Source organism: Paenibacillus arenilitoris (genome assembly GCF_014705655.1).
GTDB classification, from domain to species: domain Bacteria; phylum Bacillota; class Bacilli; order Paenibacillales; family Paenibacillaceae; genus Pristimantibacillus; species Pristimantibacillus arenilitoris.
This window is the reverse complement of record NZ_JACXIY010000010.1, coordinates 54,205-78,476: the sequence shown is the minus strand read 5'-3', so window position 1 is coordinate 78,476 and position 24,272 is coordinate 54,205. Positions and strand designations below refer to the sequence as shown.

The following is a 24,272-nucleotide window of genomic DNA, read 5'->3' as shown; positions in this document are numbered from 1 at the left end:
ACACTTCCTTCAACGTTATTATCAAATATAAGCGCTTACATAAGTTTCGTGTCCGCTAACCGTCGGACTTCGCATCCCTCCCTTTCCATGGATTAATTGTAAGCGGCTTGTTTGGCGTATTTATAGGCTGACAGCATCCTCCTTATAGGCGGTTTCGCGCTGCCCGTTTGATTGCCGCTTCCGCTTTAGCCGCGCGCTCCTTTCGGCGCAAGCTCCGCCGCCGCATGAAGCGCCGCAAGCAGGCTCCGCTCATCCGCTTCGTTCCGGCCCGCGATGTCGAAGGCCGTTCCGTGATCGACCGAGGTTCGGATGACGCCTCCCTTCAGTCCGACGGTAATATTGACGCCGGCTTCGATGCCCAGCACCTTAACCGGCGCATGGCCCTGATCGTGGTAGCAGGCAACCACAACGTCGAAATCGCCGCGCGCTGCCCGGAAAAACAGCGTATCCGCAGGGTATGGCCCCGTCGCGTCGATTCCCTCCGCACGGCCCCGTTCGATGCCCGGTACCAGCTTCTCCCGTTCCTCCCCGTTTCCGAACAGCCCGTTCTCCCCGGCATGGGGGTTGATTCCGCATACGCCGATGCGGGGCCGTTCGATGCCCGCTCTTGTCAGCATGTCATGCGCCAGCCGGATCACCCGGTACGTTCTCTCGGGATCGATCAGCTCGATCGCCCGGAGCAGTCCGACATGCGTCGTCAAGTGAATCACTTTCAGCTTCGGCGTCGTCAGCATCATCGAATAGTCTTCCGTCCCGGTCAATGCGGCCAATATTTCCGTATGTCCCGGATACGGATGTCCTCCCAGATGAAGCGCCTCCTTGTTCAGCGGCGCCGTGCAGATGGCATCGGCCTTTCCTTCGAGCGAGAGCTTGACCGCGTGTTCGATATAGCGGAAAGCGGCATCGCCCGCCGCGGCCGAAACCTTCCCGTACGGCAAATCGGCCGGAAGCGCGCCGATGTCGATGCAGGGAACGAGGCCATGGCGATAATTGCCTGCTTGCGGATCCTCGATAAGCTGGAGCCGCAAAGGCAGTCCGCAATGGTCGATCTCCCGCTGCAGAACGGCCGCGTTCCCGATAACGAAAGGTTTGCAATGCTCGAACAACGATTCGCGCAGGAGCGATTTTACGATGATTTCCGGACCGATGCCCGCGGCATCTCCCATTGTAATCGCGATTACGGGCAACATGTCGGCCCCTCCCCTCTTAGCTTGCTGATGGCGTTCAATAACACGGCATCGCTGCCGAAGCCGCCCGCTTTCGTAATGGCAATGACCTCCCGGTCCCCGTCAAGCAAGCCGATAGGCACGCCTTCCTCCACTTCTCCGAACAAGCTCATCGTATTGGCCCGAAGCCGCGTGCATACCCGCCTCGCCGTATCTCCGCCGGTCAGAACCATCCCCTTGAACCGGAACAAGCCGTGCAGGTGCAGCGCCGCTTCCCCCAGCGCATCCGCTATGGCGTCGCTTACCCCGGAGGCGCGAATTCCCCGCCTCCGGCCGGCTTCCAGCGCCTGCTTCACGTCCGAGGGGCTTCCTGACGAATACAGGACAAGGTTGCGGAATCGACCTTTCGCTTTGCTTGCTTCGGACAAAGCCCGCAGCAATTCGCCGCGGCGCGATTCCGGACGGTCCGCAAGCCGTTCGGAGCGGAGCTCGACGGGGAAGACATCGCCCTGTTCAAGCAGCAGATCGAGCTGTCTTCTCGATCGCCCGCTTACGCTCCCGACGACGACGAGGACGGCATCCTCCCGGGCTACGCTCCTGTTCCCACTCCGGAGAGGAACCTCCTCGCGCGCTAACGGCAGATGGCTCGCCAGCCCGGCCGAACCGGCCCAAACGACCGAATAACCGGTGCGGATGACTTCGTTCACGGTCCACTTCAAGTCCTCTTCCGTCTCCGCATCGAACAGAACATAGCGGATGTTCCCGGCACGGAGGGCGTCCAGCTTCTCGCCAAGCCGAAAATCCGGGTCGCGGATTTCGTTCCTCGTCACCATGCCGATCGGCCCGGACGTTTGCCCGCGCAGCAGGTTCGGGATGTAGCCGTCATGCACCGGCGTTCCGGGATCGCGCGCGAATTCGGTCTCCTGCAGCGGAACCCCGTCCACGTACAGGCGGCCGTCCACGACTTGTCTTCCGTTGCGGGGATATCCGGGCGCGATGATGACAAAGTCGGGCCGGAACACGGCGTCGACCGCTTCGATTTCCGCCCCCGGATTGCCGCGCATGGTGGAATCGATTTTTTTGTAAATCGCCGTATATCCTTTTTGTTTCATCATGAACGCCATCTCTCTGACCCGTAAAGCGGCTTCTTCCGGAGAAACGGCTCTGCTGTCCGTATCGACGACGAGGTGATGACCTTCAACCGGCCCCCGATAGGCGGGATTAATCAATACGGTCGTCGGCATGCCCGTCCCCGCAAGCTGCGCCCCGCTGTCGCTTGCTCCCGTCAAATCGTCGGCGATGATCGCGAGCTTCACTTGATCGCCTCCCGAGGGAGCAGTTTACGGTATACGGCTTCGATCTGACCGGTCGACACCGGCTTCGGGTTGTTGTCCATCAGCCTCCGGACGTTGAAGGCAGCCGCCGACAGGGAGGGGATATCCGCCGCTTGCACGCCGTAGGCCGTCAGATCCTGAGGGATCTCCAGCTCTTCGGTCCATTCCGCAATCCGTTCGATCACCCGCTCCGCCGCCGCGGCGGGCCTACCCGGTTCCTTCGCGATCCCCATTGCAGCCGCGACGATCTCCAGCTTGTCCCGAATTCGGTCCAGGTTGAACGCCATCACATGAGGAAGAAGCATGGCGTTCGCCGCCCCGTGCGGGATGTTGAACCTGCCCCCGAGCGGATAAGCCATCGCATGAACGGCGGCCGTCCCCGAGCCGGCAAGCGCCATTCCGCCGAGCATGGAGCCGAGAAGCATCGCGCTGCGGTCTTCCAGCGAGCTCCCGTTATGGAAAGCGGGAACGATGCTGCGCGAAATGAGGCGGATCGACTCCAGCGCCAGCATGTCGCTGATCGGGTTCGCCTTGTTCGAGATATAAGACTCCAGCGCGTGCGTGAAAGCGTCCATGCCGGTCGCGGCCGTAATCGGCTTCGGAAGCCCAAGCGTCAACACCGGATCCAGCACGACGAGCCTGGGCAGCAAATGGCGGCTGACGATGCCGATTTTCAATTTCTCTTCCGCTAGCGTGACGATGGCGTTCGGCGTCGCTTCCGATCCCGTGCCCGATGTCGTAGGGATGAGAACCGTCGGAATGCCTTCGCCCGTAATAAGCTCGGTGCCGATCATCTCTCTTACGCCCAGCCGGTTCGTTCGCAAGACGGACAAGAGCTTCGTCGCATCGAGCACGCTGCCTCCGCCGATTCCGATATAGACGTCGAAATGCTCCTTCCCGACCCGATCGGCCAATTGCTCGATATGGTCCGCGGTCGGCTCCCGCATGACGCCGCCGATCGCTTCGGAGGCAATGCCCCTCTGGGCCAGCAGCGCCGCTATTTCATCCGTTACTCCGCGCTTTCGCATCGTGTCCGAGGCGACGATGAGCGCCCTGCTTGCCTGGCCCGCGCCGGTAAGCGCATGGCCCAATCTTTGAATGGCATGCGGGCCGGCGATGATTTTCCCGGCCGTTTGAAATTGGTAATTCCCGGTGGGTTCGCTCATGCAAATGGTCTCCTGACTATGCGGGCCGCCTTGAACGGCATGCCCGGCCGTTTATAGGTGAGGACTGTCGCCGCCCTGCTTCTGGATCGCGATCGTCTCCTGGATGGCTTTATCCATCGCTTCATTGGCGATCCGAAGCGCGGTTTGGTTATCTTTGGATTCTTCCGCAATCGATTTCCACGCCAGGTCTATGTTGGCGTAAATATAGGTCAACCCCGGTTTGCGGGGGGGAGGCATGGCGCCGGTCAAATGAAAGATCGACTGAAAATGCTTCCCGTTCCATTCCGGTATGCCTGTCCCGAATGCCTGCTGGACCGCCGGATCCTTGAGCGGAGACAGGACGCCTTGCTTGGACAGCTCGGTTTGAACTTCCGGCGACAGCAAATAGGCGATGACTTCGAAGGCAAGATCCTTGTTATCCGATTGCTGCGTGATGAACATGCCGTTCGTGCTGGGCTGGAATTTGGCCGTAGGCGCTTCCGGAAATACGGGAATGGAAGAAATATCGAAATGGATGTCCTTGTTCTCATTGACGATGCGGAACGCATTCTCCATCGTATCCACGATCATGGCGATATTGCCTTTGACGAAGTCGTTCGTTTTCACCAATTGGTTGCCGGGAATTTCATAAAATCTTCTAATGTTGTCCAAGATTTTCAGCCAATTGTCGGACAGCATGGCGGACTTGTCTTCGTTCGGGTCGAGCGCGGGCTCCGAGAGCTGATTGAACCTCATGTAATGGACGGGATTCATCTGAAATCCTTTGTAGGTGGCGTCTCCCTCCTGACGCGTCAATTTTTTGGCCAATTCGTAAGCCTCGTTCCAGGTCATGCCGTCCTTGGGGTAATCGGCGCCGAACTTGTCGAACAGATCCTTGTTGTAAATCAGCACGTAATCGTTCGTATTAAAAGGCAGCGAGTATAGCTTTCCGTCCGATGTATTCAAGGAATGCTGCAAATCGGACGGATTCAATCTGCTAGTGTCGAAATTGTATTTTTTGACCAGGTCGCTCATGTCGTATTCCAGCTTGAACTTCTTGATCTGCCGGAACGTGTTGCGGCCGATGTCGTCGAATACGATGTCGGGGATCGTTCCCTTCGCGATCAAGTCCTCGTATCTCGTCCCGTCGTTCCAGGCGATATGCTTCAGGTTGACGTCCGGGAACTTCTTGCGGACGAATTGGCCGACCTGCTGTTCGAATATCGCTTCGTCGACGTAGAAAGCGGGCCAGGCCGTAAAGATGAACAGCTCGTTATCGGGCGAATCCACTTCGACGACGATTTCCGGCTCCTGATCGTTCTCCACCGCCTCGATTGCGTTATTGCCGCCGTTATTTCCGGTGCATCCGACAAACACCAGCATGATCAATGACAAGACAAGCGCTACGCAAATTCTGTTCTTCATCGTTTCATAACCTCCCATTCATAGATCTTGTTGGAGAAAAAGACTCCTATTAAAAAATAAACGCTCCGGATACGGGAACCAATAGGCGTTCCGAGCAAATTGTAGGCGGTTTCAATACATCTGAAGGAAGGGAAGCGGCCGCCGCCGCGCTTTAAGCCGGCGGCGAAACGATGTAGGCGGCGCCCGCTTCCGTCTCGAATTCGATAACCGACGGCTCGAGCTCCGCCGCTGCGACGGCTCCCTCGTTTACAAGCACGGGGGTCCCCGTCCGGATGCGGCACGGATTCCCGTCGGCCGACTCGATGACGGCCCGCTTCAGCTTTCCGCCGCTCCACTCCATATGAACGGTAAACCCGCCCCGCGCCCGAAGACCGCTAATCCGGCCTTCCGGCCATGCTTCGGGCAGCGCCGGAAGCAGGTTCAGCTCGCCGGCGTGACTTTGCAGCAGAAGCTCCGCAATGCCGGCCGTCGCTCCGAAGTTGGCTTCGATCGTAAGCGGGTAGAAGGTCAGCTTCGGATGACGATGCGCGTTGAACAGGTTGGGGAACGGATTTTTGAGCAGCTTGACCAAGTAACGGTGCGCCATCGCCGGATCTTCCAGTCGGGCAAACAGGCTGATCAGCCAGGCGAAGCACCAGCCGACCGCGTCTTCCTTCTCGTGCGCCAGCCTGCGCTCGATCGATACCCGGCAAGCGTCCGCGAGCAAGGCATCGTCGCGCTTGTTTATCTGATGACCGGGGTGCAGGCCGTAGAGATGGGCCATGTGACGGTGCCCCGGCTCCGCTTCCTCGAAGTCGTCGAACCACTCCCGAAGCTGGCCGTGGCGGCCGACCGCAAGAGGCCGAAGCCTGGCTCGGGCGGCAATCAGCTCCGAGCGGAGCTCGGCGTCGATATCGAGGATGGCGGAAGCTTCGATGCAATGCGTGAACAGCTCCCAGATGAGCGAGTTGTCCATCGTCGATCCCATGCTGACCGCCGCCTTCCGGCCATCCGGCCCGATGAACGTATTTTCCGGCGACGTGGACGGATTCGTGACGAGATAGCCTTCCGGATCCGCCACGAGAAAGTCCAGGAAGAACAGGGCGGCATCCTTCATGACCGGATAGGCCCGGCCTTCCAGGAAGACCCGGTCGCCGCCGAATCGGTAATGCTCCCAGAGGTGCTGGCACAGCCACGCCCCCGCCATCGGCCAGAACGCCCAGCTCGCCGGCCCCTTCGACGGGCCGCCGGAAGGCGTCGTCAAGCGCCACAGATCAACCGAGTGATGGGCTGCCCAGCCTCCGGCCTTGTAGTGGACGCGCGCCGTCTCCTTCCCCGCCGAGCGCAAATCCTCGAGCATATCGAACAAAGGCAGGTGACATTCCGCCAGATTGCATGTCTCGGCGGGCCAGTAATTCATCTGCGTGTTGATATTGACCGTATAATTGCATGCCCAGGGCGGTCTGGCTCTGTCATTCCAGATGCCCTGGAGGTTAGCCGGCTGAGTGCCCAGCCTTGAGCTGGCAATGAGCAAATACCGGCCGAATTGAAAAAACAGCACCGCCAGCTGTTCGTCTGCTTCGCCGTCCCGCAAAGCCTGAATCCGCTCATCCGTCGGGAGCTCCCGCTGCCCCGGCGCGTCAAGCTCCAGGGCCACTCTGCCGAACAGCTCCCGATAATCCGCCGCATGCCGGCGCAGCAGCTCGCCGTACGAATATTCGGCGGCATGCGCCAGCCATTCCCGGCAGAGACGATTCGGATTTTTGCCGTCCTTGCAGGGGTCCTTCTCGTAACCGTTGAAGCTGGTCGCCGCCGCCAGCAGGAACGTCACGGCATCCGCCCCTCTGACCCAGAGCCGGTTCCCGTGCGCTTCTACCTGACCGCCTTCCGGCAGCGCGCGGAGCTGCGCCTCGAACCGGATGCCTTTGTTCTCCTCGTAGACGACCGGCTCCGCGCTCTTCGCATGGAAAGGCTCGACGCGGCTCGGGCATTGTCCGGTCAGCACGATCATATCGGGCGCGCCCTTGCGCGTGCCGTGATTAAGCAGACTATCCAGCGAAGCCTGCACGGATAATTTGCCGGGCTGGTCGGCCGTCATCCGGACGACCATGATCTGATCGGCCGCGGATACGAACGTTTCGCGGGTATACCGGACCCCGTTCAGCGTGAATCGCGTCCGGCAGACGGCGTCGTTCAAGTCGAGCTCCCGCCGGTAATCGGAAGCTTCGCCGCTCGCGTCGAGCTGAATATACAGATCGCCCATCGATTGGTAGGAAGCCGTCCACGGACCGAGCATATGCTCCTCGATCAGCTGCTGGGCTTCCGGGTACTTCCCTTCGAGAACGAGCCGGCGCGCGTCATCCAAATATTCCGCCGCCTCACCGTTGTTCGGGTCGTAGGGATGTCCGGACCAAAGCGTATCCTCGTTCAGCAAAATCCGCTCGCGGACCGTTCCGCCGAACACCATTCCCCCCAGTCTCCCGTTGCCGACGGCCAGCGCTTCCACCCAATCGGAGGCCGGCCTCCGGTACCACATCGTCAACTCGTTATCGCCCATCGCGCGGACCCGCTCCTTTGCTTGGCTGTTCGACAATTAAGACGCCGTGCGGAGGAAGCGTCGTTTCCCCGCTTAACCGCATGCCGCTAAGCAGCTCCATGATCGGCTCCTCTCCGATTTGGACCGTTTCCGGGCGGTCGTTGTGATTAAGAAGGAACGTGAATCGCCGCCCATCCTTCTCCCGCGCGCATGCTTCCACGCCGGGCGGCGTTACGGCGGCCGGGACGATATTCAGCTTGTCCGCCAACTGTTCGAAGAACGCTTCCAGGAAGGCGGCTTCCGGATCGGTCGCGATATACCAGGCCTCGCCTCGGCCGAACCGATTGCGGGTAATCGCGGGCATGCCGGCATAAAAGTCGGCTCCGTAGACGGCGACCGTCTCCGCTCCTTCCGTATGCAGACGCTCGCACAGCAAGGCGCAGCCATACGCCTCCGCCGGCAGGCCTGCGTTCTCCTTCATGATGAGCGAGTTCGTACGGCCCGGGAACAGCGGGTCGATCTCTTCCACCCAGATGCCGAGCAGCTTCCGCAGCTCGCCGGGATACCCCCCGAGCGTCACCCGATCGGTTTCCTGCACAATGCCGCTGAAGAACGTCGTCACGAACGTGCCGCCGCCGGCCGTATAAGCTTCCAGCTTCGCCGCATAACCCGGCTTCACCATGTAAAGCACGGGAGCGATGACCAGGTCGTAATCGCCGAGCCCGGTCTCCAGGCCGATCATATCGACCTGCACGTTCCGGCTATAGAAGGCGTCGTAATAACGCTGAATTTGATTTAAATAGTTGAGCTGCTTCGTCGGGCCGCTGGAATGCTCGAGCGCCCACCAGTTGTCCCAATCGAAGACGATGGCGACCTTCGAACCCGTTCCGGCTCCAAGCAGCGTATCCCCCAGCTCGCGCAGCTCGCGGCCGAGCTCGGCGCATTCGGCGAATACCCGCGTATGCTCGTGCCCGGCATGATCGATAACGGCGCCGTGAAACTTCTCGAAGGCGCCCGCGGAGCGCCTGAGCTGGAAGAACATGACCGCCTCCGCGCCCCGCGCGACCGCCTGATAGCTCCACAGCCGCATGACGCCCGGCCGCTTCAGCGGGTTGACGGTTTTCCAGTTCAATTGGCTCGGGCTTTGCTCCATCAGCAGGAACGGGGCGCCGTTTTTCAGCCCCCGCATCAGATCGTGCCGCATCGCAATCTGGCTCATCGGCGTATCGTTGGCCGGATAGCTGTCCAGCGCGACGACATCCAGCTCTTTTGCCCACCTGAAATAATCGAGCGGCTTGTAGGTGCCGTTGCTCTGGAAATTGGTGGTGACGACCGCATCCGGCATGACGGATTTGATCGCGTCTCGCTCCAGCTTATAGCACGCCAGGAAGCTGTCCGAGTTGAAGCGGTCGTAATCGATCGACATGGCCGGGAAGGCCGTCCATTCATGGCCGAAAGCGCTGAAATGCTCGCTCTGCTGGCTCGGCGGGACGATCTCCTCCCATTCGTAGAACGTATGCCCCCAGAACGAGGTGTACCATGCGGCGTTCAAGGCGTCCAGCGTACCGTACCGCTCCCGCAGCCAGACGCGGAACGCCCGCTCGCAGTTGCCGCAATAGCACCGCCAGCCCATCTCGTTGTTGACATGCCAGAGCAGCAGGGCGGGATGCTCCTTGTACCGCTCCGCCAGCTTCCGCGCCATTCGCTCCGCATAGAGGCGGAAGGTCGGACTGTTCGGGCAGGAATTGTGCCGGCGGCCGTACTTTTTGCCGCGGCCTTGCGAGTCTACGGTCAGCACGTCCGGATAGTTGCGCGCCATCCAGGCGGGATGAGCCGCGGTGCCGGTCCCAAGGCAGGCGCGAACCCCGTTCGCGTGCAGCATATCCATGACGTCGTCCAGCCATTCGAAGCGGTACGTCTTCTCGTCCGGCTGGTTCCGCGCCCAGGAGAAGACGTTGACCGTGGCGATGTCGATGCCGGCCAGCTTGAACAGCCGCATATCCTCCTCCCATACGTCCCGCGGCCATTGCTCGGGGTTATAGTCCCCTCCGTACAATATTTTGTTAGACAAGGCGTTCATTGAATCCGTTCCTCCTCCTTCGGTTCCCACTCGATCCGTTCCGGCATTCGCCGGCTTGCGTCTTGGGCGCTCTCCTCTCCCTCGACGACCGGCTTCAATCGGATCGTGAACGATACCGGCTCTGCCGGGATCAGATACTCCGGCAAGGTCGGCGCATAGCCGCAGCTGTGATTGCCGAGGCCGGATTGGCGCCAATCGACGCTTACTTCGGTCGCGCCGAGCGGCTTCAATTCCGAATGGTGCCTGGCGGCGCTTAAGGCCTCGGTCGAGTACGGGCGCGCGCCGACCTGACCGAGCGTCTCCCCGCCTCCCGTGATCAGCAGTCCGGAGCCGTCGCCCGCGGTGATGCCCGCCCAGCGGACATCGGCCTTGCCGCCGCTCTCCTGCGGCTTGATGTACGGAACGAATTGTTCCTCGACCGTTCCTTCGTACAAGCCGAGCTTGCCGCTTTGCTTGCGGTCGGCGTAGCATTCGTGCGGACCGAGGCCGAACCAGGCCATCTTCCCGAATCGGGAGGGCATGACGAACCGGAGCCCGACGCGGGGGAGCGGCGGGAGTCCTTCCTTAAGCGGCTTGATTACAGATTCGATCGTCACGTCGCCGCTGCCGTAGACGGTGTACAGCGATGCGGCCGCAAACGCCGGCCGCAGGCCGTTCACGGCGAGGACCGACTCCGTCCGCACCTGGACGGCCCGGCCACCAGCGGCATGACGGGCCTCGATGCCTCTGACGTGAGCCTCCAGCTCGTGATAGCCGGCCTCCCGCCACTTCTTCGCCAGATGGACGTCATTGTCGACCGGCGCTCTCCACAGCTGGATCCGCGGTCCGGACTCCAGCAGGCTTACGCCGTTATGCTCCCAACGGTCCATCGCGCCGCTCAGCTTGTCGAACGTGACCGCGAACCCCGCTCCGGTCGCCGTGAGCGACCGGCTGCCTTCCTCCAAGGCGACGGCGCTTATCGCTGCCGGCGATAACGGCGGCAAGGAAGGCGCCGAGGACGCAAGCGGGATATCCGCCCAAGCGACTTCATGTCCGGCGGGCGCCCAGCTTGTCCCCTCGCGGAGCGAGCAGCTCATATGGAGCCAATATTCCCCGCCGCCCGGCTCCCGCTCCGGGTTCGTCCGGTAAGGAACGGCGACGGATGCTTCTTCTCCCGCGGCAATCGCAAGCGGCGGCAGCGTCCCTTCCTCGACCGCGGCGCCATCCCGGAAGACGGTCCACCGTACGGCCAAATGCTCCAGCGAGACAAAATCGTACCGGTTGCGAATCCGGAGCAAGCGATCCGAATCGGCGGGCGTTATGCATACCGGTTCAATCGCCTTCTTGAACTCCAGCAGCGCAGGCTTGACGGACCGGTCCGGAAACAGCAGCCCGTCGATGCAGAAGTGGCCGCTGTTCGGGCTGTCGCCGTAATCGCCGCCATAGGCGTATTCGAAGCGTCCGTCCGGCCCCGGCCGCCGCAAGGAAAGGTCCGCCCACTCCCAAATCAATCCTCCGCAAAGCCGCTGATAGCGATAGACCGCATCCCAGTATTCCTTCTGGCTGCCAAGCGCGTTGCCCATCGCATGACCGAATTCGACCATCAAATAAGGCCGGGCTTCGTTCGTTTTCTCGCCTTCCGCGACGAGCCTATCGACGGACGGGTACATGCTGCTGACGATATCCACGATCGGCGAATCGGAAGCCCGCTCGTAATGAATCGGCCGCGTCGGATCCTTCTCCCGCACCCAGGCGGCCATCGCGTCGTGGTTCGCTCCGTAGCCCGATTCGTTGCCGAGCGACCAGACGATGACGGACGGATGGTTCTTGTCCCGCTCGACGAGCCGAACGATACGGTCCATGAACGCTTCCTTCCAAGCCGGGTCCTTCGCCAATCGGCTCTCGAAGGCCGTTTTCTCGGCGGGATTGTCGATCCAGCGGCTGATTTCGCCGAGAAATACGCAGCCGTGCGTCTCCAGATCGGCTTCGTCGACGACGAACAGCCCGTAACGGTCGCACAAATCAAGCCAGCGCTCGTCGTTCGGATAATGCGAGCAGCGCACCGTATTGATATTGTGGCGCTTCATCAGCACGATGTCCTCGATCATCGCTTCCATTGTAATAACGTGACCGCGCCCGGGATCGAATTCGTTCCGGTTCACCCCGCGGAGGATGACCGGCCTGCCGTTCACGAGCAGCCGTCCTTCCCGCACCCCGATATCCCGGAAGCCGACCGCGTACCGGTATGCCTCCGCTACCTGCCCCGGCTCTCCGGACAAGGTGACGAGCAGCGTGTAGAGCTGCGGCTCTTCCGCCGACCACAGCTTCGGATCGCGCACGGGCAGCTCCAATCGGAGGCCGGCTTCTTGCATTCCCCCGGCCAGGCCCGGAACATCGGCTTCGCCGGCTGCGACCGCCGATTCGCCGGCATCGAGCAGCTCGGCCCTGATCTGATATCCCTCGCCGCTGTTGCCGGCGGACGCCGCAAGGCTTATTGCTAACTCGAGCACTCCGCTGTCGTAGGACTCGGACAGGCGGGTCCGGATATGGGTATCGCGAACGCGGACGGCGGCCGGCGAGGACAACAGGTAGACGTCGCGGAATATGCCGCTGAGCCGCCATTTGTCCTGATCCTCCAAGTAACTGCCGGTCGACCATTGGTAGACGCGGACGGCAAGCTTGTTAACCCCCGGACGGACCAGATCCGTCACCTTGAACGTCATGCGGTTGTGGCTGCCTTGCCCGTAGCCGGCTTCCTCCCCGTTGACCCAGACGTGAAAGGCGGAGTCCACGCCTTCGAATACAAGGAAAACGTCTCCTTCCGCCCATTGTGCCGGCAGCTCGAACGATCGTATGTAAGAGCCGGTCGGATTTCGCTTCGGAATATGCGGCGGATCAACCGGAAATGGATATTTGCTGCTGCTGTACAAGGGAGTGCCGTAGCCGAGCAGCTGCCAGTTCGAAGGAACCGGTATCCGGTCCCATTCCTTTCCCGCGAACGATTCGTCGAAGAAGCGCTCCGGCGCATCCTCCGGGCACTTCGCGTAATGGAACTTCCATTCGCCGTTTAACGTCCGGATGCGGGAGGAGGCGTACTTGTCGCAAGCAGCCGCGGCGGCAAGCGCCGACTCCCTGTCCGGATACGGAATGCCGCGCGCGTCCGGCGGCTCGGCATGTATTTGCAAAATGTCCATGTTCTCGTAGTCCGGCGACTTCCGATTGAATCGCAATCTCATGTGTCGACTCCTCTCTCGCCTAATGCGGCCGTCCGCTTCAAAATCAGCGGTCAAGCGTAAACGGCTGACTCTGCGCACGAACCGATAGCTGCATCTTGCGCAGCTCGGTTCTGTGCCGTCCTTCGGCGGTATAAGCTCGTTTCGCGATGAAATATAAGCTCATTTATAAGTGCAAAACTTACAGATTCTTATATTTAAAGAAATAGCAACCGGGACCGGTGCGATAAACCGCATAGCCGTCTTCGCGCCCCAAATAGTCGGCTTCCGGTCCGCTCTTGCGGACTTCCGCGTCTTGTGCGGCGGGAATATAAATTCGGCCCTCGCTGTTCGCGGGTATTTCCGCCTTGATCGCAATCGTCCGTCCCGGCCCGAGCTCCCATCTGACGCTCGCCTTGCCGGGACGAAGCTCCTGCCAGGCTTCCGCCCATGCGACATCGCCTACGACGGCCGGCTTCACCTTGACGATGAAGCGTCCGGTCCCCGGCTGATACCGGTAATCGAGACCGGCGAGGCCGCCGTACAGCCATTCCTCGAGATGGCCGAGCATGAAATGGTTTTGCGATTTGCCGACGGTCGGACCGTCCCACGCCTCGGTCAGCGTCGTAGCGCCGTGCGCGATCTGATAGCCGTAGCCGGGCGTATCCGTGCTCCTCGTCATCCGGTAGACGACGTCCGAACGGCCTCCGCGGGCAAGCGCCAGGAGCACGTAACGGTGACCGACGTCGCCCGCGTTCGTCATCCATCCCCTCTCCGAAATATGGCGGACGAGGCGGCTCAAGAGCGCGCCCCGCCGCTCTTCCGGCGCAAGGCCGATCGCGAGCGGCATAGCCATGGCGGCATCGCTGCCTTCGGCGTACTGCCCGGAGGAAGAGTCGTAGAACGCCTCGTTGAATGCCTGCTTGATGGATTCGGCAAGCGACGCATAAGCGGCAGCGTCCTCCTCCTTGCCGAGCACGATCGCAATTTGCCGCATCGCGCGGGCCAGTCCGAAGTAGACGGCCGTCTCCGCCAGCTCGACGGGCGTATTTTGGGCAAAGCCCGGTCCCTTCGGCCCGATGTCGTACCAATCGCCGAGTCCGGCGCGGAGAATGAATCCGTCGGCGGTCCCCGTCAAATAATCGAGGTAGCGGCGCATCCCGTCGTAATGTCTTTCCAGCGGGCCTGTGCTGCCATACCGCTGCAGCATTTCCCAGGCTGCCAGAATGTAGGAGCCTCCCCAGGCCGCCGCATCCCGGAATATATGCCACGGCTCCTTGAATACGACGTATTCCGGCGCCGTTGTCGGCACCATCCCGCTTGGAAGCTGGGCATCGGCCATATCGCGCATGATTTTGTCCAAGAGCGCTTCAATATCGTAATTAAACATAACGGAGGGGCCCATCAAATGAAGCTGCTCCAGCCAGCCCAGCTTCTCGCGGTGAGGACAGTCCGTGAAAATGCTCTTCATATTGCCGAGGATCGCCCAATTGATGTTTTCGTGAATCCGGTTCAGCAGCGGGTCCGAGCATCGGAAGCCGCCGCACGCGGGCGTATCCGGATAGATCATCTCGCCTTCGAGACCGTGCAGCACCGGAAGACCGGCTTTCCCCCCGCTTTCCTTGCCGCAAGGCACCGCGCCTTCCACCTGCACGTAACGGAAGCCGTAATACGAAAACCGGGGACGCCATTCTTCTATGCTTCCGCCCTTGAGCGCATAGTTCAGCTCGTACGGCGATCCCGAATATTTCTGATTGGCCAGGCCCTCGTCCGTCAGCAGCTCCGCGGGCTTCAGCTTGACCCGCGCGCCTTGCGGTCCGGTTATACGGATGGACGGCCAGCCCGATATATTTTGACCCAGGTCGTAGACGTAGACGCCTTGGCGCGGCTCCGAGACGACGGACGCCGGGAACCGCTTCATCACCGCCAGCGGAGGGGACGATTGCGCAAGCAGCTTGCCTCGCGGCGGCGGCAGCTCGCAGGCCCGGCTCCAGCTATCGTTCTCCGCGAAGCCGGGCTCGTCCCAGCCTTCCTGCTCCAGCCCCGCATCGTAATCTTCGCCGCCGTATATGCAGGAGAAGGTGAGGGGACTTTCGCTCGCCGACCACGTACGATCGGTGACGATCTTCTCCGTCGTGCCGTCGTCGTAATCGATGACCAGCTCGGCAAGACATGCCGGCTCGCCGTAGCTGTCCTTGAACTTCGCATAGCGTCCGCCGGCGACGCGGTAAAATCCGTTGCCGAGAAGGACGCCGACCGCGTTCTCCCCCTGCCTGACCCGGGAAGTCAAGTCGTGGATCGAGTAGAGCACCGTTTTGTCGTAGTCGGTCCATCCCGGTTCAAGCTCCCGCCGCCCGACCTTCGCCCCGTTCAATCGCATTTCGTAGTGGCCTAGTCCGGAAATGTAGGCACGCGCGCGCGCAACCGGCCCCTTAACGTCGAAAGACCTTCGCAGCTGGACAAGCCGCCTCTCGCCGCCCGCCCCGGCGGAGGCGCCGATCCAGCGTCCCGTCCAACGATCGCCGGACAGCATGCCCGTCTCCCACCAAGCCGCCGCGCCGGTCGATGACTGCCCTTGTTCGTCCCAAACCGTCACTCGCCAGTAATACCTCTGTCTTGGCAATAGCGAAGCTCCTTCGTAAGCGATGGATGTATGCGCCCCGGTACTTACAATGCCGCTGTCCCACGCATCCGGCATTCCCGTCTTCAGCCTCTCCTCGCTCGTCGCAACGGCAATCCGGTAGGCGCTTTGACGGCCGCCGCGATCGCCCGGCCTTCCGAACGACCACGATAGCCTCGGTCTGTCAACGTCCAGGCCCAGCGGACAATGGATTCCTTCCGTGCGCAAAGCCGCAATCTCGATCGCTGCCACCATGCTCCTCCTTATGGCCGCTCGCAGACGGCCGACTGATTGCCCGATCCGTCGGATATACCGGCGGGCATTGGCCGAATACGATCAAAGCTTCCGCGACGTCGCGACGGCTATCGTCCGAAATTCGGGGTAGAAGTTGCAGGTCCGGTCGCCTTCCCGCGGCTTTCTGCATGCGGTATAGAAGTGATGCAGCACGCCGTTATGGGCGATGACGGACGGCTTATGCGCGAATACTTCGTCGAGCTCTCCCTCGCCGCCAACCGTAATGATCGGCTCGGGATGCTTCGTCCAATTCAGAAGATCGGCGGAATAAGCGATCCCCTCCTGCGCCTTCTTGTAGTCGTAGCCGAAGAAAAACATGGCCCAGCGGTCCCCGTCCTTAAGCACGCACGGATCGCTGACGAACCCGCTGTCCCACCTGTCCGGCGTCACGCGGATGACCGGATTGTCCTTATGCCGCGTCCAATGGATCAAATCCGCCGAAACGGCCAGCCCGGTCTGCTCGATCCACCGCCCGCGGTTTTTGTTTTTGGCGTTATAGAACAAATAAAATTTTCCTTCGTGCTCAAGCAGACACTCCTTGTAGAGCCCGCCTCTCTCCCACGGCTCCCCTTCCTCTGGCGTCAGGATCGGGTCCGGCAGGCGGTGCCATTCGAGCAAATTTTCGTCCTCCGTCCACGCCAGACCGATTTTGGCGGAGCCTTCCTCGTAGCCGTCCCCCGGATAGGAATGATAGGCAAGCCAATACTTGCCGTTCCACTGCTTCAACGTGCCCGGCCCGAACATCTCGTTGTCGCGCAAAATCCACGTTCCCGCCACGTTCCTCGAATCCCAGTCCGAGCCCTCGTTCCGGCGCAAAATCGTCGATAGAGGTTCAAAGCGAAGCAGATCGTCGCTAACCGCAAGCGCCGTCTGATAGCCGGTTCCGTCGAAGCCGACGTACATCATGTAGAAACGGCCGTTGTGGCGGAACACGAAAGGACAATCGACCGCATGGTAATCGAAGGCCCCCTTCTCGCCCGAGCCGATCAGGACGGGCTTGCCCCATTTATATGGCGTCAGCCAGTTATCGATATTCAATGTCCATCCTCCCCCGATTGTATGATCGATGCGCGCACGGGACCGTATAGACCACCCGTCGGAAAAGAAGCCTGCCATTCCGGCCGAGGCGTCTTGTCCCAATACGTGACGGCCGGATTCGCGCCGACGAGACCGGTCGGGCGACCGTGCTCGTAATGCGTGCCGAGCGTATTCGTTACGCGGATGCGCAGCATGTGCGAGCCGGCTGGCAGCGTCCCTATCGCATACCGGTAAGGGCGCCACACGCGGACGCCGGCCGGCGAGCCGTTCACCCAGACCTCCGCGGTCCCTCTGACATAGCCCAGATCCAGCGCGACCGCGCTTTCTTCCTCAAGCGCAAGCTTCGTCTCGTACTCCACCGCTCCGCTATGATGCGGCAGATGAAGCGCCGTCCGCCAGTCGCCGAGCTCCCCGCGGCGGGGAACCGTCTCGAACCGGACGGGCGCGCCGAGGACGGCGGCTTCCGTCAGCGCGCCGTCTGGTTCGATGCGGACGGCGGCTATCGTACCCGCATTCTGCGGCTCGAATTCGGAGACGCCGCCCGCGAACGGCACCTCTTCTCCTCCGATCCATAGGCGTACCCGGCCCTTGGCCTCCAGGCGCAGCTGGTGCGCTCCGACAGGTAGAGGGAACCGGAGCCAGACCGCCCGGCCGATCGCGTCCAAATCGGCAACGAACGGGACGGGCGGCGTCGCAGGTACCGAGCCGGGCATAAGCCAGCCCACGCCGGGAAGCGGATGGGGACGGTCGTTGATCCAGAGCGACTCCGTCTCCGCGAACTGCAGCACGCCCGCATGAAGGACGAGCGGCGCATGTCCCCGTTCATCCCGCCAGTCGGGACCGGTGCAGAACGGGATGGCGCCGCCGCCTCGCAGCTCGATTGTTCCGTCCGCGAACACTTCCCCTTTGCCCTCGGGCAGCAGAAACCCGATTTCGTTCTCGCCTTCGCGCCAATAGGCGGTAATATCCACCTCTTCCTGTCCTTGGCGAATATACGGATTGAAGTCCCCGTGCTCGGTAACGGTTACTCCGTTCACCTGCAGCACGGCTCTCCCCCGCGCGGCGAAGACGACGCGGACGCGGTGCGCCTGGCGCTCCTCGGGAGCCGCCAGCGTCATCCGCAAGCGGGATTCGGGGCTCGGCCGCTCCGCGTATATCCATTTCGGCAGAGGCTCGCCCGCCGATTCGTTGATTTCGATCCCGGCGCGCAGCATGCCGTCCTTTCTGGCTTCCGCGCGCAGCATGACCGTATTCGGGCCTTCCTTCAGCCAAATCCATGCCGTCTTCTCCTCGGGACCACCGCTCCATTCGATGGCCTTCCCGCCTGCCCAGCCCGTCAGCTCGGCATTGCTTTCCGTCCGCATCCAGTAGCGGCCTTCCTTCGGGGCGACGGCGAACGCGGACGCCCATACGATGTCGCCCTTGGACGCTTCCCCTAGATGCAAATATCTTCGCGGCACGCGGCCCATCCGTCCGGCCCAGGACCGGAATTTCAAATCGCCGAACACGTTGCTGTAGACGAGAGGCTGCGCCTTGTCCGGCTCGAAGGTCTCCCCCTTATGGACATGCCAGTAAGCGGATTCGCTCCACAGCCGCTCCTCCCAGCCCGCTTCGGAAATTCCCGGCCTATGCCAGCCTTCCGCCGCCCCGTCTTCGCCCGGCCGCTCCGTGCGGACCAGCATCATGCGCCGCTCGGGAGGCATTATACTTCGCCGGTCGTTGTGCAGGTCGAAGTCGCCGTACCGGTTGTCCAGCGTCGCCTCGATCCGGACGCGCCAATCGTCCAGTGTCCGGACCTGTCCGCGGCCGGACGTCCAGGCGCCCGGATCGGCCGGGAAGCGCTCTCTTCCCGGGTTCGGGACTGCCGCGGAAGGAACGTCCGCCGCCCGGCTGCCCGGATTGCCGGCGGATTCCTCCGCGCAGACGATCAGCGCGGAAGGCCAATGGTCGAAGCCGGCCTCGAGGCGAATCCAATCGCCTTCGCGCACATAGGCGACGGGCTCGATCCGGCCGCTGACCGGGTCCCATAGCTCCGGCACGCCTGCCGTCCGAATCCGGTAAACGGCCGCCGGAAGAGGCCTCGCGGACTCGTCCGCCGGCTCGTGCATCCGAAGCAGCGCGCCGTTCTCCGGCAGCAGGAGGAAGATGTCCGCATCGTCCGTGCGCCGGTGAAGCGACAAGCCGGGGCCTTCCACCCGCTTCTCCAGCTTCCGCTCGACGAGCGCGGCCGCCTCCTCCGCCGAGCCGGCGAACACGGCGCCCGGGAGCGCGCCGCGCTCTTCCTCCGGGACGTCCACCCCGACGACCAGCCCGCCCTGCTCCGCCATCGCCCGCGCTTTCGCAAGGGCGGGCCCGTCCATGACGGTCGTCCCGCACAGGACGAGCGCCTGGAACCGCTCGTCCGCGATTTCCAGCGCACCGTCCCGGACTTCGCCTCCCGCAAGCGAAGAATCGTCCACGATATCGAAGTCGAGCCCCCGATCGCGAAGCGCGCCCGTATTCGATTCGGCCACCTTTCGGTGCGTGGTTCCCGCCATGCTCAAATACGCCTTCCGCAGCTGCGTAATCCGCTCGTTAGGGTCGCGGTTGGAAGCGGCCATCGGATGCTCGCGGGGCTTCACGTCGTCAAGCGACAGATAACCTAGCGCGGCGAATGAAGGATAATGGACGGCAATGTCGGCCGCGTGGGTCCCTTCGCTGAGCAGGCGGCATACCCGGCTGACCGTGTCCGCGAATATCCCGTAGTGCTCGAAGTAGGGCTGGCGCCAGCCCGTATCCGGCGGCGCCCACTCCCACCAGCCGCCGCGGGTCGAATAATAAACGGCGTGCGGACTGAACAGCGTCACGCCCGACTGCAGCCACGGCACCAGCCAATGCATCGTTTCCTCGATCGTGCCGCCCCAGCCGCTGGAATGGAAAGCCTCCAGCCATACGCGGGAGCCGCCGTTCAGATGGACGATCGAGGAATGGGCCTTCGAATCTCCGTCCATATCCGCTCCCGGCGCGTTGTACCAGCGATGCGTCCGGAAATAATCGAGATACAGCCGCTGCGCGCCGTGTATGTCCGCCCTGCGCCCCTGTCCCGCTTGATCGCAGCCGATCAGCATGCCGTATTTGCGGTGCCAGTCGCCGAGCGGGATGAAAAAAGCCCGTTCGGCAAGCTCCGCCGCGATCGCGTAGACGCGGCGGCGAACGTCGGCCGCGCCGGGGATATCGTCGAACAGCGCCGGGAGAGCATCAAGCAAATTTTCCCCGTACCGTTCGCCATAAACGGCCGGAACATCCGGCGACCAGAGCGGCAGCGGCGGCAGCTCGTCCTGGAAGCTGCCCGCGATCGTTCGGCCCAGGTCGCCTGGAAACCGCTTCTCGAGCTCGCCGTGCACCCGGCCGAGCAAGGCGGCCGACGCCAGCGGATCCAGCCAGTTAAAGCCTTGGCGCACGGCGGCGTAACGGTATCCGCCCGACTCGAGCAGGAGCTGCGAGCCGGGGGGCAATGCCTCCGATGCAGCGAACCTGCGCAGCTGGTATCCGGCATATTCCGGATTCTCCGCCACGAGACGCGCGAGCTTGTTGGCGCCGGAGAACCCGATTTGGTCGTAGAACCACAGCCTCATCCCCAGCCGCTCGGCTTCCCGCAGCGCGACCTCGAACAACGTCCACCATTCCTCGCTCATGAAGACGGGACGATCGCCGCAGGAACCGTATTGCGGTCCGGTCGGCGCCAGATGGATAATGCCGATGTTGCGAAGGCCTCCCTCGCGAAATTTCCGAAGCTGCCAGCGGATCCTTTCCTCCGTCACTTCCTCGCCGCTCCACCACCAGAACGGCACCGGTCCGTAATGCGGATCCGGCTCCGCGAACCGCACGCGCATTTGAGCGATGCCAGGTCCCATTTGCCCACTCCTCCCGAAGCTCTTTTGACACCCACTTTACACGGTTTCGGACTTTCGTATATAGGCGAATTCAACAGTCTTTATAGGGGATTTTTGAGTTTTGCCTGGTCATGGCCGCGGCCTGAAAAATAAAAGCAGCCCGTCCCCCGGTCGAGGACGAACTGCTTTTTCGTTCGCTTATTGGTCAGGCCTAGGACGGCCCTCCCCGTCTGACGCGCTCAAAATAATCGGCTCCACCGACCTGTCCGCCTTTGAGCGACAGCTGCAGCCCGTCCATCCGGGGGTCTTCCGCGTAACATCGGCATAACGGGCCTCCCGGGACGATCGCGCTCATGCACGACATGGCGTAGATGCCGAGCTCGCGCGTCACATAGCCGGAAGTGTCGCCGCCCGCAATCAATATTCGGCGCAGGCCGGTCGCCTGCAGGATTTCCCGCGTCAGCCTGCCAAGCTGCATGCCGATCAAACGGCCGGAATCCGCAGGTTCCAGGCCGCGGGCGCGCATATCCGTGCGAAGCGCTTCGATGGCCGGATCTTCCGGACCGATCGCGGAATAGAGAATCACGTTCCTGCCTTCTTCGACGAGCGGCAGCACCCGCTTCAGAAGCGACCGTCTCGACGCTTCCGCCCGCTCCGGAACTAGCCAATCCTGCACCGGCATCTGAATGCCGGCATAGCCTTGCGCCAAGGCCCGCTCGATTTGCGCTTGCGTAACGGGCGAGCAGCTTCCCGATACGACCAGCAGTTGATCCGCTTCGCCTGCCGCTTGCCAATGCACGGCGTCCCGGTCGATAAGCCCCTCGCTCGCCCAATGCGAGGTCAGCGCATACTCCACGCCGGAGGAGCCGATGACGAACAAGCCCGTCCGCCGGTCTGACGCTTCCCGCCAAATCAGCCTGCCCGCCGCCTCGAGGCGCGATTCGTCGAGCACGTCGAACAGGACGGCAGCCGTCTCCTTATCCGAAAGCCGGCGCTCGAGCCTCGCCGCTACCTCCCCGGCCTCGCCCTCCAATGCCGGCAGCTCCATTAACGCAACGGGCAAATCGGTTTGCCGCCGGAGATGAAGCCTAAGATCCGATTCAGGCATCGGCGTAACGGGATGACGGGACATCGTAGGATGACGGTCGAGCCGGTACGTCTCGCCGTCCGCTCCGGCAGCGGCGAAATGATGGCCGAACACGGTATATCGCTTAAGGATCGGCACGCCGGCCACGATCGGCACATATCTGCTCTCCGAATAGATTTCCCGGGCCAGCTCCAGCACCTTGCCGATGCTGCCCGCGCGTGGCGAAGAATCGAAGGTCGAGCAGATTTTATAATGTACGACGGCGGTTCCGTACGATTTCAGCAGCTCAAGCGCCGGCCGCAGCTCGCGCTCCATCGTCTCCGGCGTCATCGACCGGCTTACGCCCGCAACGCCGAAGCCTTGCACGTTCGGGAACCGTTCGGCCAGCAGCTCCGCCGACGGCGGCTCAAGAAACAGCACGGTCGCAACGCCATTCATGGCCAGAGCCTCCATCGCATCCGTAGATCCGGTAAAATCGTCGCCATAGTAGCAAATCAGCCGTTCCTTCATGGGCATCCTTGCACCTGAGCCGTTCATTGGGCCCGATCCTCGCGGAGAAACTTGTCGAAGGCGCGGCGCAGCTCGACCCGTTCCTTCGCGTACTCTTCGGCGGGAATGCCGCGCATCGCGGCCTCCCAGCCTTGCTTCAAGCTCTCGACGCCGGCGGCGGGGCCGTCCGGGTGAGCGAGAATGCCGCCCCCGGCGAGATGCATGACGTCCGCCGTGCGCGTCCGTTCGTACGTGACGGCCGCCGTTCCCGCCCATTGTCCCGAAGACAGCACCGGCATCGCCTTATAACCGCCGAATAACGGCTGCATGCAAGCTTGCACCGACTTCACGACGGAATCGTCGGATTCATAAAACTTGCCGCCCAATCCGTTGACATGCAGATGGTCGGCGCCCGCGAGTCTGCACAGCTTCTGATAAGCCCGGAAATCCATGCCGAGCTGCCCATGCCGCGTCAGCATGCCCCACTGATTCCGATGACCGTGAATCGGAACCTCGCTGAACGTATTCAAATAAGCGAGACCCGCCAGCCCGACGCTGTTCACGCTGACCATGACGCAATTGCCGCCCGCCCCGACCACGAGCTCGTGGTTCCGTTCAAGCGCATCGATGTCCCCCGTTATATTGTAGGCGTACATCACCTTGCGGCCCGTAGCATCCGCCGCCCGCTCAATCGCCCGCGCGACCGTCGCCACTTTGTCCTTAAGCGGAAAATACGGCGGGTCCGCGTTCAATTCGTCGTCCTTTATAAAATCAAGTCCCGATACCGCCAGCTCGTACACAAGCGATTCCAATTCGGCTGGACCGAGACCGACGCTCGGCTTGATGATCGTGCCGATAATCGGCCGGTCGTAAACGCCGGTTAACCGCCGCGTCCCTTCGATGCCGTGGCGCGGCCCCGGATAGCGGGCCTTGAAGTCGTCCGGCAGTTCCAATTCGAGAAGCCGCAGTCCCGACAGCTCGCGCAGCTCGTACAAATTGCCGGCCACGCAAGCCATCAGGTTCGGAATCGACGGGCCGAAATTATGAAGAGGGAACGAAACGGCGACTTCGCCGCGCGAATAGATGCCGTTATGACCCCTCGGCACGGCCGCCCCGGGCAGCGAAGGCTGCCCGACCTGCTCCAAGGGCGTGATCCGCTCGATTCGGGCGCCATGACGATCCTTCAGCGACGCCGTTTCGCCGGGCACTGCCGTGAACGTTCCGGTCGATTGCTCCCCCGCGATGGACGCGGCCGCCCGCTCGAGCGTGAACGGGGTTTCGACCGAATAAGTGGCTATGACTCGTTTTGCCTCCAATTGCAACACCTCGTCCTTTGTCATCGACTTACGGAAAGCGACTCCAATAACCGTTTCACTTCCAAGACGCCCGAATACGGACTGGCGTATACCGGCTTGCCGGTTTTCTCCTTAAGCGCCGCTTCCATCCTTGCCATCGAGCCCTGCGCGAGCACGATCGCGTCCACCGAGGAGGCGATGCCCGCCGCCGTTTCCGAGATCAAGCGGTCGTGTTCCTCCGGCTTGCCGCCGACCAGCGCTTCATACGCTCCCTTCGCCAAGCCATCTGCGAGTTCGATCGATTTGCCAATTGCTTCGGCTTGACGGCGAAGCAAGGCCATGGTCGGATCCAGCGTCGTCGGCAAGGTCGCGACGACGCCGATACGGAAATGGCGGCTTACCGCTTCCCGGGCCATCTGCTCGTCGATCTTCACGATCGGCACCGATACGAAAGGTCTTGCCCGATCGACCGCCTCGCCTACCGACGAGCACGTATTCAAAATAACGTCGGCCCCGAGCTCCGCCGCGTTCTGATAATAGTTCAGCAGCCGCCTGGACACCTGCGAAGTCACCTCTCCGGCCTGCACGACGTCGTGAATCAAGCCGTCATCGATGATATTGACGAGCCGGCAATCCGGCAGCAGCTCGTTGAACACCTTTTTCAACGGATCCGCCAGTCCTTGGCCCGTATAGACCGCTACAACCGTCCTTTTCATTGCAA

13 protein-coding genes are annotated in these 24,272 nt (G+C 62.0%); all 13 read right to left on the bottom strand.

Annotated features, from left to right (window positions below):
• Positions 1-185: 185 nt before the first annotated feature.
• Positions 186-1,190, bottom strand: a complete 1,005-nt coding sequence (gene pdxA / locus IDH41_RS07960; protein WP_190859865.1) for a 4-hydroxythreonine-4-phosphate dehydrogenase PdxA — start codon at positions 1,188-1,190, stop codon at positions 186-188.
• Positions 1,178-2,482: a four-carbon acid sugar kinase family protein gene (locus IDH41_RS31910; RefSeq protein WP_190859864.1), complete on the bottom strand. Its 1,305-nt coding sequence runs from the start codon at positions 2,480-2,482 to the stop codon at positions 1,178-1,180. The genes pdxA and IDH41_RS31910 overlap by 13 nt, the downstream gene beginning before the upstream one ends.
• On the bottom strand, positions 2,479-3,666 hold the full coding sequence (locus tag IDH41_RS07950; RefSeq protein WP_190859862.1) for an iron-containing alcohol dehydrogenase: 1,188 nt from the start codon (positions 3,664-3,666) through the stop codon (positions 2,479-2,481). Before IDH41_RS07950 ends, IDH41_RS31910 begins: the two co-directional genes overlap by 4 nt.
• A 51-nt stretch (positions 3,667-3,717) precedes the next feature.
• Complete coding sequence (locus IDH41_RS07945; RefSeq protein ID WP_223829542.1) at positions 3,718-5,070, bottom strand: ABC transporter substrate-binding protein; 1,353 nt, start codon at positions 5,068-5,070, stop codon at positions 3,718-3,720.
• A 151-nt stretch (positions 5,071-5,221) separates the two neighbouring features.
• A complete protein-coding gene (locus IDH41_RS07940) occupies positions 5,222-7,606 on the bottom strand; it encodes a glycoside hydrolase family 95 protein (protein WP_190859860.1) in 2,385 nt (794 codons plus the stop codon).
• Positions 7,596-9,665 (bottom strand): beta-galactosidase, encoded by a 2,070-nt coding sequence (locus IDH41_RS07935; protein WP_190859858.1) that lies wholly within the window; start codon positions 9,663-9,665, stop codon positions 7,596-7,598. The genes IDH41_RS07940 and IDH41_RS07935 overlap by 11 nt, the downstream gene beginning before the upstream one ends.
• Positions 9,662-12,880, bottom strand: a complete 3,219-nt coding sequence (locus IDH41_RS07930; RefSeq protein WP_190859856.1) for a glycoside hydrolase family 2 TIM barrel-domain containing protein — start codon at positions 12,878-12,880, stop codon at positions 9,662-9,664. The genes IDH41_RS07935 and IDH41_RS07930 overlap by 4 nt, the downstream gene beginning before the upstream one ends.
• Before the next feature lie 178 nt (positions 12,881-13,058).
• A complete protein-coding gene (locus tag IDH41_RS07925) occupies positions 13,059-15,728 on the bottom strand; it encodes an alpha-L-rhamnosidase (protein WP_317890704.1) in 2,670 nt (889 codons plus the stop codon).
• A gap of 84 nt (positions 15,729-15,812) precedes the next feature.
• Positions 15,813-16,808 carry a glycoside hydrolase family 130 protein gene (locus tag IDH41_RS07920; RefSeq protein ID WP_190859852.1) on the bottom strand — a complete coding sequence of 332 codons (996 nt, stop codon included), beginning with the start codon at positions 16,806-16,808 and terminating at the stop codon, positions 15,813-15,815.
• A complete protein-coding gene (locus tag IDH41_RS07915; RefSeq protein WP_223829541.1) occupies positions 16,805-20,701 on the bottom strand; it encodes a glycosyl hydrolase family 2 protein in 3,897 nt (1,298 codons plus the stop codon). Before IDH41_RS07915 ends, IDH41_RS07920 begins: the two co-directional genes overlap by 4 nt.
• Before the next feature lie 190 nt (positions 20,702-20,891).
• On the bottom strand, positions 20,892-22,277 hold the full coding sequence (locus IDH41_RS07910) for a four-carbon acid sugar kinase family protein (RefSeq protein WP_223829540.1): 1,386 nt from the start codon (positions 22,275-22,277) through the stop codon (positions 20,892-20,894).
• Between the two features lie 23 nt (positions 22,278-22,300).
• Positions 22,301-23,572, bottom strand: coding sequence for a ribulose-bisphosphate carboxylase large subunit family protein (locus IDH41_RS07905; protein WP_190859849.1), 1,272 nt, complete (start codon positions 23,570-23,572; stop codon positions 22,301-22,303).
• A gap of 20 nt (positions 23,573-23,592) precedes the next feature.
• Positions 23,593-24,267, bottom strand: a complete 675-nt coding sequence (locus IDH41_RS07900) for an aspartate/glutamate racemase family protein (RefSeq protein ID WP_190859847.1) — start codon at positions 24,265-24,267, stop codon at positions 23,593-23,595.
• Positions 24,268-24,272 lie beyond the last annotated feature (5 nt).